An 11,945-nucleotide genomic window follows, 5' to 3' on the forward strand; every position below is an offset into this window, starting at 1 on the left:
AAGGTTCCGGATCATGCGGATGATCGGGCAGGATAGCCTGAAGACCCGCCGCACCCTCACGGTGGACGGCAAGACCTACCACTACTTCAGCCTGCCCGAAGCGGCCAAGAGCATCGGCGACATCAGCCGCCTGCCCTTCAGCCTGAAGGTACTGCTCGAGAACGTGCTGCGCTACGAGGACGGCCGCAGCTACACGGTGGAGGACGCCAAGTCGATCGCCGGCTGGCTGCCGGCCGGCAAGTCGGAGAAGGAGGTTCCCTTCCGCCCGGCGCGCATCCTGATGCAGGACTTCACCGGCGTGCCGGGCGTGGTCGATCTCGCCGCCATGCGCGACGGCATCATCAAGCTCGGCGGCGACCCGCGGCGGGTGAACCCGCTGGTGCCGGTCGACCTGGTGATCGACCACTCGGTGATGATCGACTATTTCGGCACGCCCGACGCGCTGCAGAAGAATGTCGACATCGAGTTCGAGCGGAACGGCGAGCGCTACGAATTCCTGCGCTGGGGCCAGTCGGCCTTCAACAACTTCCGCGTCGTGCCGCCCGGCACCGGCATCTGCCACCAGGTGAACCTGGAATACCTGGCGCAGGTGGTCTGGACCTCGACCGATGCGGGCGACACCTACGCCTATCCCGACAGCTGCTACGGCACGGACAGCCACACCACCATGGTGAATGGCCTTGGCGTGCTGGGCTGGGGCGTCGGCGGCATCGAGGCGGAGGCGGCCATGCTCGGCCAGCCGATCGCCATGCTCATCCCCGATGTCATCGGCTTCAAGCTGCACGGCAAGCTGCGCGAGGGCGTCACCGCCACCGACCTGGTGCTGACCGTCACCCAGATGCTGCGCAAGAAGGGCGTGGTCGGGAAGTTCGTCGAATTCTTCGGCCCCGGCCTCGACGACCTGCCGCTCGCCGACCGCGCGACCATCGGCAACATGGCGCCCGAATACGGCGCGACCTGCGGCTTCTTCCCGGTCGATGCCGCCACCATCCAGTACCTGAACCTCTCCGGCCGCGACGAGCACCGGATCAAGCTGGTCGAGGCCTACTGCAAGGCCCAGGGCCTGTGGCGCGACAGCGCGTCGCCCGAGCCGGTCTTCACCGACACGCTCGAGCTTGATCTCGGCACGGTGGAGCCCTCGCTCGCCGGGCCGAAGCGGCCGCAGGACCGGGTGGCGCTGTCGAACGTCGCCTCCTCCTTCGGCAAGGACCTCGCCGCCGGCGTCATGGGCGTGCCGGGCGACGAGGCCGGCAAGCGGGTGAAGGTCGAGGGCGCGAATTACGACCTCGGCCATGGCGACGTGGTCATCGCCGCCATCACGAGCTGCACCAACACCTCGAACCCCTATGTGCTGGTCGCCGCCGGGCTGGTGGCGAAGAAGGCGAACGAGCTCGGGTTGACCGTGAAGCCCTGGGTGAAGACCTCGCTCGCCCCCGGCAGCCAGGTGGTCACCGACTACCTCGCCCAGTCCGGCCTGCAGCCGCATCTCGACGCGCTCGGCTTCAACATCGCCGGCTATGGCTGCACCACCTGCATCGGCAATAGCGGCCCGCTGCCGGACCCGATCGTGGACGCGATCGAGAACAACAAGCTGGTCGCCGCCGCGGTGCTCTCGGGCAACCGCAATTTCGAGGGCCGCGTCCACGCCAATGTGCGGGCCAATTACCTGGCCTCGCCGCCGCTGGTCGTCGCCTATGCGCTGGCCGGCTCGGTCACCAAGGACCTGGCCAAGGAGCCGATCGGCAAGGGCGCGAAGGGCCAGGACGTCTACCTGAAGGACATCTGGCCGACGCAGAAGGAGGTCTCCGACACCGTCCATGCGGTGGTGACGCGGGCGATGTTCCTCGAGCGCTACGCCGATGTCTTCAAGGGCCCGGGCCAGTGGCAGGCGATCCGGGTGGATGCGGACAGCGACACCTATCGCTGGAATTCCGGTTCCACCTACGTGCAGAACCCGCCCTATTTCGAGGGCATCACGCCGGAGGTGAAGGACATCCAGCCGATCGGCGGCGCCCGCGTGCTGGCGGTGCTGGCGGATTCCATCACCACCGACCACATCTCCCCCGCCGGCAACATCCGCAAGACCAGCCCGGCCGGCGAGTACCTGCTGGAGCACCAGGTGCGGCAGGCGGACTTCAACAGCTACGGCGCCCGCCGCGGCAACCATGAAGTCATGATGCGCGGCACCTTCGCCAATATCCGCATCAAGAACGAGATGGTGCCCGGCACCGAGGGCGGCATCAGCAAGCACTACCCCTCGGGCGACGTGGCGCCGATCTACGACGTGGCCATGCGCTACAAGCGCGAGGGCACGCCGCTGGTCGTCTTCGGCGGCAAGGAATACGGCACCGGCTCCTCGCGCGACTGGGCGGCGAAGGGCACCTTCCTGCTCGGCGTGAAGGCGGTCATCGCCGAGAGCTTCGAGCGCATCCACCGTTCGAACCTCGTCGGCATGGGCGTGCTGCCGCTGGTCTTCATGAATGGCGAGGACCGCAAGTCGCTCGACATCAAGGGCGACGAGGTGATCGACATCGTCGGCCTCGAGAACCTGAAGCCGCGCATGACGCTCGACCTGGTCATCACCCGCGCCGATGGCAGCAAGCACACCACCAAGGTGCTCTGCCGCGTCGATACGGCCGATGAGGTCGAGTACTACAAGAACGGCGGCATCCTGCACTACGTGCTGCGCGGGATGGCGAAGGCGGCCTGAACCGGCCGGCCAGCCAGCAGGTAAGCAAGGGGCCCGCAAGGGCCCCTTCGCAATTCCGGGGCCGGTGTGCCGTCAGCCCGCCCGGCCGGCATCGATGGCCGGCGCGACCAGCGCCGCGACCTCCAGCAGCGCGGCATCGCCGAAGCGCGGGCCGACGATCTGCACGCCCACCGGCAGGCCGTTGGGCCCGGTCGTGCAGGGGATCCCGATGCAGGGCACGTGCAGCAGGGTCCACATGCTGTTGAAGACCGGGTTGCCGGTATCCTGCCGCCCCACCGGCGCCTCGCCCACCGCGGCCGGCGTCAGCACGGCATCGAAGCGTGGGAAGAGCGTGTCGAACCGCTTGCGGCACTCTGCGGCCAGGTCGTAGGCCACGACCAGCGCCGCCGCCGTGATGCCGTCGGCATTCTCCACCCGGTCGCGGAAGTCCTGGTGCAGCAGGCCGTGGGCGGCCAGGTATTCCTGCAGGAAGGCGCCGCGCCCCTCGCCCATCAGGACGATGCGCTGGGCCTCGGTGACGTCCTTGAACGGCGCCGCGAGCTCGAGCTCCTCCACGGCGATGCCGGCCGCCTCCAGCCGCCGGCCGGCCAGCAGCAGCGCCTCCTGCGATTCAGGGGCCGCCAACGCCCAGTTCGGGCCGCGGCAGAGGCCGATGCGGAGCTGGCCGGGCGCCTTGCCGAGCGGCGTCTCCAGCCCGAACAGCCGGAAGGCCTGCGCGACCAGCCGCAGATCGGCCGGCGCCCGCCCATACCAGCCGATGGTGTCGAGCGTGTGGGAATAACGCTTGGCGCCCTCGCTGTTCACCACGCCATGCGTCGGCTTCATGGCGTAGACGCCGCAGAAGGAGGCCGGGCGGATGGTGCTGCCGCCGGTCTGGGTGCCGAAAGCGAGCGGCACCATGCCATCGGCGACGGCCGCGGCGGAGCCGGAGGAGGAGCCGCCCGGCGTGCGGCTCGCGTCATGCGGGTTGCGCGTCAGGGCGCGGCGTCCGGCGGCGGCGAACTCCACCGTATCGGTCTTGCCGAAGACCACCGCGCCCTCGCCGCGCGCCACGCCGACGCAGGCGGCATCGCGCCCCTGCCGCAGCCCCTCATAGATCGGGGAGTTGTGGCTGGTCGGCATGTCGGCCGTGTCGATCATGTCCTTCACGCCGAGCGGCAGGCCGTGCAGCACGCCCTTCGCATGGGCCTTGTCCACCCGCCGCGCATTGGCGAGCGCCAGCATCGGGTCGAGATAGGCGAAGGCCTTGGTGAAGGGCTCGCGCTCGGCGCAGTGCTCGAGGCAGGAGCGGGTGAGCGCCTCGGCGGTCAGCGAGCCGTCCTGCAGCTTCGCGGCGGCCGCGGCGGCGGTGAGTTGCCAGGGTTCCATGGCGGTTCCTTCTCGGGGTCTGACGCGGAAGACGGCGGCGGGTCCGGCCTCGGCCATGGCTACTCGCCGGGCGCGGGCAGGGGCGGCCTCGATGCCTGGCGCCGATGCAGCAGGCGGAAGACCGGCGGCGTCAGCAGCGCGACGAGGAAGATGCGGGTCACGTGCAGGGTGACGACCAACGCGACATCGAGGCCGAGCGACTTCGCCGTCAGGCTCATCTCCGCCACGCCGCCCGGCGCGGTGCCGAGCAGCACGGCGCCGGCGGGTCGGCCCGTGACCAGCGCCAAAGCGAGGCCTACCAGGCCGCAGCCGAGCATCAGCAGCACGACCTGCAGCAGCGAGGCCGGCGCGAAGGAGCGCAGACGCTTCAGCGTGGAGCGATCGAAGGCGGCGCCGAGCTGCGTGCCGAGCACCACCTGCGCGATGGCCGAGAGCCACCAGGGCACGCCGGACAGGGTATGGCCGGAGGCGGTGACGGCCGCCGAGACGGCGAGCGGCCCCAGCAGCCAGCCCGCCCGCAGCCCGAGCCGGACGCTGAGCAGCGCGGCTGCCAGCCCGGCGGCGTAGAGCAGCAGGAAGCCCGGCACGGAGAAGGGCAGGGCGGCGGCGATGGCCGGATGGTCGCCATGCAGGCCGAGCAGCGCCATCAGGTTCGGCGTCAGGATCACCACCAGGCAGACCCGCAGCAGCTGGGCCACCGCGACGGGGGCCGGCTTGCCGCCATAGGCCGCGGCCAGCATCGCCATATCCGCCGCGCCGCCGGGGATGGCGGCGAACCAAGCCGTCGCCATGTCGACCCGCGCCATGCGGGCCAGGGGCAGGGACAGGGCGCCGCCGATCGCCAGCGTGGCGAGCGCCGCCAGCACCAGCAGCGGCAGGTTCTCCAGCATCAGCCGCGCCGTCGCCGGGGTGAAGTAGAGGCCGAGGGCGATGCCGACCACGCCGAAGAGGAGGTTGCGGGCCCGGCCGGAAGCCTCGGCCGGCAGGCCGGCGAGCCGCGCCGCGGCGACCGCGACCAGCGCGCCGATCAGCCAGGGCAGCGGCAGGTGCAGCAGGGCGAATCCCGCGCCGCCGAGCGCGCCGATGCCGATGCCGAGCAGCAGGCTCTGCGCGCGCCTCACCCCAGATGCACCGGCGTCATGTCCTGGAACCAGCTCTGCGCCTGGGTGAAGCCGCGCACCCGCGGCCCGAGCGCGCGCGGGTTCAGGTCATGCACCACCCAGAGCCACATCGCCTGGTCGACGATCCGCGCATGCAGCTTCGCCAGCAGCCGGTCCTGCTCCTCCCGGTCGAAGGCCAGCTTCGCCTCGGCGGCGAGGGCATCGGCCTCGGCATCCTCGAAGGCGCCCCAGTTGAAGCCCTGGGGCGGGCGCATGCGGGACCAGCTCGTGCCGATCAGGCCGATATCGGGATCCCAGTAGCCCCAGGAATTGTTGATGCCGGCAAGGCCCCTGTTCTCCGGCGCGAAGGCGCCGCCGCGCCGGCGGGCGCGCAGGGCTTCCCATTCCATCACCTCGAAATCGAGCTGCACGCCGACCTCGGCGAGGGTCTGCTGGATGAGGTCGTTCATCGGCTGCGGCTGCATCTGGCCGGAGCCGCTGGTCGAGATGCCGACCTTCAGCTTCAACGGGTTGCGCGCGCCGTAGCCGGCCGCGGCGAGCAGGCGCCGCGCCTCGCCCTGGTCCAGCCGCAGCCTGAAGGACGGGGTGCCGAACCAGGGATGGCCGGGATTGACCATGCCCTGCGCCGGCACCGCGGTGCCGCCGAGCAGGGTGACCAGCCCCTCCCGGTCGATGGCGAGGTTCAGCGCGCGCCGCACCCGCAGGTCGCGCGTCGGCGCATCCGGTAGGGTGGAGAGCTGATAGGGCCAGACATGCGGATAGAGGTTGGTCACGATCTGCATGCCGGCCTGGCGCAGCCGCGGCAGGGCATCCGGCGGCGGCGCCTCGATCCAGTCCACCTGGCCGGAGAGCAGGGCGGAGACGCGGGTATTGGCATCCGGCACGGTCAGCAGCACCTGCCGGTCGGCCTTCGGGATGCGGTCCGGATCCCAGTATGCCGGGTTGCGCACCAGCTCCGCCCGCTGCCGCGGCACCAGCCGGTCCAGCATCCAGGGTCCGGTTCCGGAGGGACGCATCGCCACCCTGGTCCAGTCGCCGCCCATCTCCACCCAACGGCGCGGCGAGGAGATGAAGATGTTGCTGACCTGGTAGGGAAAGACCGCGTCCGGCGTCTTGGTGACGATCTGTACCGTCATGGGGTCGAGCGCGCGGTACTCGGCGATGTTGGCGATATAGGTGGCGGCCTGCACCATCTGCGTCTGGTCGTAATGCGGCGCCTCGCGCCGCAGCAGCTTGTCGAGGTTCCAGACGACATCGGCCGCACCGAAGGGCGATCCGTCGTGGAAGGCGACGCCGGGGCGCAGATGGAAGGTCCAGCCGCGCCGCGTCTCGCGGTCCACCTCCCAGCGCAGCGCCAGGCCGGGACGGTGCCGCGCCGCCGCGTCATGCTTCGACAGGTCCCAGTTGATGAGGCAGTCATAGAGCTGATAGCCGATGAAGCGCTGCCCCTCGCCGCCCTGGCTGGGCTGGCCGGTGGTGAGCGGGATGTCGGCCAGCGTCGTGGCGACCCGCAGCACGTTTTCCGCCGCATCGGCGGGCAGGCCGGGCAGCAGCGCGGCCGCCGTGCCCAGCCGCAGCACATCGCGTCGGTGCAGACCCATGCCGCCTCTCCTGACCTTGCGGCATGGTGCATTGCAAGCGGCGTGCCGCTCTCAGGCCAGCGTGAAGGCCTCGTGCACCGCCGACTGCACTGCCCCGCCCGTCACAGCGCCGCCGCCGGCCACGTAGATCGCGTCGCCCAGCGTCGTGGCGCCCACGGCGTGGCGCGGCGTCAGCATGGGCGCGTGGGACTGCCAGGTATCGGCGGCCGGATCGTAGCTCTCCATCTGGCCGAACACCCTGGCCTGGGTGATGCGCCCGTCCGCGACGACCCCGGCCTCGCCGCCCATGGCGAAGAAGCGGCCGCGATAGATCACCAGCCCATGGCCGGAGCGCGCCGTGGGCAGCGGCGCGCGCAGCTCCCAGGTGTCGCGGGCCGCGACGTAAACATGGTGCAGGTCCGTGTTGTACTCGAAGGTGTTGAAGCGGCCGCCGATGACGTGGATGCCGCCGTCATGGGCCACGCAGCCGACATGGTCGCGCGCGCCGGGCAGCGCCTTCAGCCTCGCCCAGCGGTCGGCCTGGGGGTCGTAGACCTCGTGCCATCCGACGCTGGCGCGCTCCAGGGTCGGCTCCGAGGCGCCGCCGATCAGGTGGATCCTTCCGCCCAGCGCCACCGCCGCCGCCGCGCCGCGCGGGCGCGGCAGTGGCGCGATCGGTACCCAGCGGTCGCTGGCCACCTCATAGGCATAGGCATTGTGGTCGGGGTTGCGGTTCTGCTCGATGAAGCCGCCGAGCGCGTAGACCCGCCCGGCATCGGCGCAGACCGCGACATGGTTGGCGCCGCGCGGCAGCGGCGCCGCGACCAGCCACCGATCCGCCGCGGGATCGTAGACATGGTGATAGGCGCGATCCACGCGGCCTTCGCCATAGCCGCCGACGATGTGCATGCGGCCCTCCCAGGCGGTCGCCCAGGCCATCTCCGAGCGCGGCAGCGGCAGGGCGGCGCGCGGGCTCCATCGCCCCGGTGGTCCGGGCGGCGCCGGGCTGTCGATGACGCGCTGCGCCTCCTGGTCCGGCATCAGGTGGCTCATCGTGCCGCCGCCCTGCAGGCGGGCATAGGGTTCGGGCGAGGGCGCGGCCGGCTGCAGCCCGCCATGCGCCGCATGCTGCGCGCGGGCCGTGCGGGCGCCGAGCGCCGCCGCGCCCATGCCCAGTGCCAAGACGCTGCGTCGGTCCATCCCGTCTTCCTCCTCCGCGGCCCGGCCCGGCATGATGCGACGCGACGCGATGCCGCGATCGGGTCAACTGGCAGGTCATACCAACGGCCCTCCTGCGTGACCGCATGCGGACCCCGTTCGGGGCCTCCGGCCGGTCAGGCGACCGATCCATTGATATAAGGTGATGTACGGGCCGGCTGCTAGAATGGGGACCGGGCCGCAGGGGCGGCCAGGGCCATGGCGGCCAGGGCCATCGTCCCTCGGGCCGAGGGCGTCACGCGCGGGGTCGGGCCGCAGGCCGCCCCGCCGGCAGGTGGGAGGGGATGCAGCATGAACGGGATTGTCCGCCGGGAGGCGGCCAGGGCGACGCGCCGCGCGCTCCTGGCCTTGCCGGGCCTTCTCGCCGCCACCGCTGGCCAGGCCGAGGCCGCTTGGCCGGATCGCCCGGTGCGGCTGCTCATCGGCTATCCGCCCGGCGGACCGACCGATTTCATCGGCCGCCTCGCCGCGGCCGGCCTGCAATCGGCCTGGGGGCAGACAGTGGTGGTGGAGAACCGCGCCGGCGCCTCCTCCTCCGTCGCGGCGGAGGTCGTGGCGCGGGCGGCGCCGGATGGGCTGACGCTCTTCTTCGCCTCGAATGCCGTCGTGCTGAACGCGGTGCTGCACCCGAACCTGCCCTATGCCCTGCCCGAGAGCTTCGCGCCCGTCGGCACCTTCTGCACCGCGCCCAACCTCTTCTGGTGCGCCGCAAGTCAGCCCTGGCGCGACCTGGCGGCGGTGGCCGCGGCCGCGCGGGCCGCGCCGGGCAGCCTGGCCTATGGCACCACGGGCATCGGCGGGACCGGGCATTTCGGCGGGGAGACGCTGTGCCGGGCGCTCGGCATCTCGCTCACCCATGTGCCCTATCGCGGCACCGCGCCCTTGATGCAGGACGTGCTCGGGGGGCGCGTACCGCTTCTCGGCCATGGGATCGCCGGCGCGATGGGCCCCTACCAGGCGGGGCAGATCCGGCCGCTCGCGGTGCTCGGGCCGAAGCGCGCCCCGGAACTGCCCGAGGTGCCGACCATGGCGGAGCTCGGCCATCCGGTGCCGGATTCCGGCCTGTGGTTCGGCGTCGCGGCCCCGGCCGGCACGCCGTCCGCCCTCGTCGAGCGCATGGCGCGCGACCTGGAGGCCTTCACCGGCACGGAGGAGGTGCGCCGGAAGCTCGCCACGCAAGGAGCCATCCCGGACTTCACGGGGCCGCAGGCGCTGACGGCTCGCATCCGCGCCGAATTGGCGACCTGGCAGGAGATCGCCCGCAGCGCCGGCATCAAGCCGGAGTAGCGGGCAGTGCCCTGGGATCAGGCGTAGCCGGGCGCCAGCCGGAAGGTCCCGTTCTGGAAGGAGTTGGCCTGCGACATCACGACGCTGTCGTCCGGATAGCCGTTGTGCTGGCTGGCCGAGAAGCCGTAGCGGCCGAAGATGCCGTCGAAGGGGCCGGAGGCGTTCCAGTAGGCGGCCATCTGGTCCGGCTTCTCGCCGGCATGCTGCACCGCCGCGGCGACGAGCGTGGCGATGTCGTAGCCGGCCGCGATCCACCAGAGCAGCGTGTCCGAGGTTTCGACCTGCGCCTTCCGCAGCCGCGCGACGAGATCGGCCGTCCGCTCCGGCAGCTTGCCGTCCTCGCCGTAGCAGCAGGTGCGGAAATTGGTCTGGTAGACCTTCTGCCAGTTCTCCGGCCGCTCGAGCAGCGCCTTGGTCTGGCCGGAGCCGAGCGTCGGCTGGCCGGCCACGGGCACGTCCCAACCCATGGCGCCGCGGGTGTTCAGGATGCGCGCCAGCAGGCTGGGATTGACGCTCCAGGGCATGATCGCCTTCGCGCCGGCATTCCGCATGCGCATCATGTCCGGCAGGAGGTCGGGCTGGTTCGCGTCGATCGACCCTTCGTAGACGACCGAGGCGCCGGCCGCGGTCAGCATCGCCGCGAAGGCCTTGACCGAGGAGGTTCCGTAGCCGGTCGTGTCGCCGATGACGGCGATCTCCCGGATCTTCAGGATGTCCATGACATAGCGGTTGGCGGCCGCGCCGACCTGCTGGTTGGACGGCGCCGTGCGGAAGGCGAGCGGGTATTTCTCGGCGTCGATCACCTCGTCGACGAAGCAGGGATTGAGCTGCGGCGTCCGTGCCCGGGCGATGACGGCCGTGCAGGCGAGCGCCTCGCCCGAATTGCCGGGGCCGTAGATCACATGGACCTTCTCGCTGCGCGTCAGCTCGGCCGCGGCGTTCACCGCCTTGGTCGGGTCGCTCTGCGTGTCGCGGGTGATGAGCTCGATCTTGCGGCCCTGGATGCCGCCGGCGGCGTTGAGCTCGGCGACGCCGAAGCTGACGCCGCGGCCGATGGCGATGCCGGTCGAGGAGGAGGGGCCGGTCAGGGCCGGCAGCCAGCCGATCTTGATCGGTCCGGACGCCGCCAGGGCAGGCCGTGCCAGGCCGGTGGCGAGCGTGGCGGTGGCGGAGGCCTGCATCAGCCGCCGGCGCGAGATGTCGGACATGTTTCCCTCCCATCGGGCTTTCCGGGAGGCTAGAGCGTGATCGCTTGAGGTGGAAACACCGAACAGCGTGAATCACGCGATCAAACAACGGCCTGGACCATGACCCGCGACCCTGTGTGAGCGGATCATGGTCCAGGCGAGAACGGAGGGGCAGGCGAGCCGAATGGCCGGGGCGATCCTGAACTTCACGGGAATCGGCAGCGCCTATGAGCCGCCGGACGCGCCAGATCCGGTGCTGCAGCATCTCATGCTGGCGTGAGACATGCCGGTCAGCATCATCCCGAGCGAAGCGGCAGGCGGCCCGGGCCGGCAGCGCCTCTCGGCAGTCCCGTCTCGTCACGCTCGGCCTGCGCGTCGCTCGGGAAGGCATTTTCCCGGCGGCCATCCGCGCCGAAGACCTGGGCCGAGAGGAGCCGCAGCCGGCAGGGCTGGCCGCGTTCCAGCGGCACGCCCGGCCGGGCCATCGCATCCAGCGCGACGCCGCCGGGCAGGTCCACGATCACCCGGGGCTGGGCCTGACTGCCGGGCCGCACCTGCCGCACCCGGCCCTGATCGGCGGCTTCGGCGGCTGGCTCGGCCAGCAGGTCCCAGGGACGGATGAAGGCCAGCGCCGGGCCGTCCGGCAGCGACACCGCCAGCGGCGGCAGGGCCGCCTGGCCGAACCGCAGCACGCCGCCGCCGACCGCCCCCTCCAGCCGCGCCGCCTCGCCGACGAAGCCGGCGACGAAGGGCGTGGCCGGCGAATCGAGGATCGCCGCCGGCGCATCGAATTGCGCGATGCGCCCGCGATCCATCACCGCCACGCGGTCCGCCAGCTCCATGGCCTCCTCCTGGTCATGGGTGACGAGGATGGTCGTGATGCCGAGCCTCTCGTGCAGGCCGCGGAGCCAGCGCCGCACCTCCCGCCGCACCAGCGCATCCAGCGCCCCGAAGGGCTCGTCCAGCAGCAGGAGCTTCGGTTGGATGGCAAGCGCCCGCGCCAGCGCCACGCGCTGCCGCTGGCCACCGGAAAGCTGGTCCGGCCAGCGCCGCTCCAGCTCCGGAATCTGCGTCAGGCGCAGCAGCTCCCGCACCCGCGCCGCCGTCTCCGCCCGGTCCGGGCGCCGTCCGCGCGGCTGCACGCTGAGGCCAAAGGCGATGTTGTCGAAAACGCTCATGTGGCGGAACAGCGCGTAGTTCTGGAACACCACGCCGATGCCGCGCTCCCGCGCCGGCACCCCCGCCATCTCCCGGCCGGCGATGGCGACGCGCCCAGCCTCCTGCGGCTCCAGCCCCGCCAGGACGCGCAGCAGCGTCGTCTTGCCGGAGCCGGAGGGGCCGAGCAGCGCGGCGAACTCCCCCTCCCGGATCGAGAGGCTCACCCCATCCAGCGCGGCCGTGGCGCCGAAGCGGCGCACCAGGCCCTCGACGATCACGCTCATCCCGCCTCTCCCGCCGGCATGCCGCTCCTTTC

General features: G+C 71.5%; 9 protein-coding genes. 3 read left to right on the forward strand and 6 right to left on the reverse strand.

Annotated elements, in window-relative coordinates; translation table 11 throughout:
- Nucleotides 1-13 precede the first annotated feature (13 nt).
- Nucleotides 14-2,710, forward strand: coding sequence for an aconitate hydratase AcnA (gene acnA, locus HJG45_RS07770; RefSeq protein ID WP_171611525.1), 2,697 nt, complete (start codon nt 14-16; stop codon nt 2,708-2,710).
- A gap of 72 nt (nt 2,711-2,782) precedes the next feature.
- Here acnA and HJG45_RS07775 read toward each other — a convergent pair whose 3' ends face one another.
- The 4 genes from HJG45_RS07775 to HJG45_RS07790 are packed head-to-tail and all read right to left on the reverse strand — an operon-like array spanning nt 2,783 to nt 7,979.
- Nucleotides 2,783-4,078, reverse strand: coding sequence for an amidase (locus HJG45_RS07775; protein WP_171611526.1), 1,296 nt, complete (start codon nt 4,076-4,078; stop codon nt 2,783-2,785).
- 59 nt (nt 4,079-4,137) lie between these two features.
- On the reverse strand, nt 4,138-5,199 hold the full coding sequence (locus HJG45_RS07780) for an AbrB family transcriptional regulator (RefSeq protein WP_171611527.1): 1,062 nt from the start codon (nt 5,197-5,199) through the stop codon (nt 4,138-4,140).
- Nucleotides 5,196-6,800 carry an ABC transporter substrate-binding protein gene (locus HJG45_RS07785; RefSeq protein WP_171611528.1) on the reverse strand — a complete coding sequence of 535 codons (1,605 nt, stop codon included), beginning with the start codon at nt 6,798-6,800 and terminating at the stop codon, nt 5,196-5,198. The genes HJG45_RS07780 and HJG45_RS07785 overlap by 4 nt, the downstream gene beginning before the upstream one ends.
- 51 nt (nt 6,801-6,851) lie before the next feature.
- Nucleotides 6,852-7,979: a galactose oxidase gene (locus HJG45_RS07790; protein ID WP_171611529.1), complete on the reverse strand. Its 1,128-nt coding sequence runs from the start codon at nt 7,977-7,979 to the stop codon at nt 6,852-6,854.
- Between the two features lie 309 nt (nt 7,980-8,288).
- Here HJG45_RS07790 and HJG45_RS07795 point away from each other — a divergent pair, with 309 nt between their 5' ends.
- Nucleotides 8,289-9,284, forward strand: coding sequence for a tripartite tricarboxylate transporter substrate binding protein (locus tag HJG45_RS07795; protein ID WP_171611530.1), 996 nt, complete (start codon nt 8,289-8,291; stop codon nt 9,282-9,284).
- Nucleotides 9,285-9,301: 17 nt separating this feature from the next.
- On the opposite strand, the gene HJG45_RS07800 is transcribed toward HJG45_RS07795, so the two are convergent.
- The gene (locus HJG45_RS07800; RefSeq protein ID WP_217362861.1) at nt 9,302-10,492 is read right to left on the reverse strand and encodes an ABC transporter substrate-binding protein; all 1,191 of its coding nucleotides are present in this window, start codon (nt 10,490-10,492) and stop codon (nt 9,302-9,304) included.
- A 127-nt stretch (nt 10,493-10,619) separates the two neighbouring features.
- On the opposite strand from HJG45_RS07800, the gene HJG45_RS28360 reads away from it, so the two are divergent.
- Complete coding sequence (locus HJG45_RS28360; protein ID WP_217362862.1) at nt 10,620-10,751, forward strand: adenylyl-sulfate kinase; 132 nt, start codon at nt 10,620-10,622, stop codon at nt 10,749-10,751.
- Nucleotides 10,752-10,767: 16 nt separating this feature from the next.
- On the opposite strand, the gene HJG45_RS07805 is transcribed toward HJG45_RS28360, so the two are convergent.
- On the reverse strand, nt 10,768-11,913 hold the full coding sequence (locus HJG45_RS07805) for a sulfate/molybdate ABC transporter ATP-binding protein (RefSeq protein ID WP_171611531.1): 1,146 nt from the start codon (nt 11,911-11,913) through the stop codon (nt 10,768-10,770).
- Between the last annotated feature and the right edge of the window lie 32 nt (nt 11,914-11,945).

Origin of the sequence: Roseicella sp. DB1501 (genome assembly GCF_013112485.1) — a bacterium.
GTDB lineage: Bacteria > Pseudomonadota > Alphaproteobacteria > Acetobacterales > Acetobacteraceae > Paracraurococcus.

Coding starts and splice junctions, on each gene's coding strand:
- acnA (WP_171611525.1), top strand. CDS start 14: ATGCGGATGATCGGGCAGGATAGCCTGAAGACCCGCCGCACCCTCACG.
- HJG45_RS07775 (WP_171611526.1), bottom strand. CDS start 4,078: ATGGAACCCTGGCAACTCACCGCCGCCGCGGCCGCCGCGAAGCTGCAG.
- HJG45_RS07785 (WP_171611528.1), bottom strand. CDS start 6,800: ATGGGTCTGCACCGACGCGATGTGCTGCGGCTGGGCACGGCGGCCGCG.
- HJG45_RS07790 (WP_171611529.1), bottom strand. CDS start 7,979: ATGGACCGACGCAGCGTCTTGGCACTGGGCATGGGCGCGGCGGCGCTC.
- HJG45_RS07795 (WP_171611530.1), top strand. CDS start 8,289: ATGAACGGGATTGTCCGCCGGGAGGCGGCCAGGGCGACGCGCCGCGCG.
- HJG45_RS07800 (WP_217362861.1), bottom strand. CDS start 10,492: ATGTCCGACATCTCGCGCCGGCGGCTGATGCAGGCCTCCGCCACCGCC.
- HJG45_RS28360 (WP_217362862.1), top strand. CDS start 10,620: ATGGTCCAGGCGAGAACGGAGGGGCAGGCGAGCCGAATGGCCGGGGCG.
- HJG45_RS07805 (WP_171611531.1), bottom strand. CDS start 11,913: ATGAGCGTGATCGTCGAGGGCCTGGTGCGCCGCTTCGGCGCCACGGCC.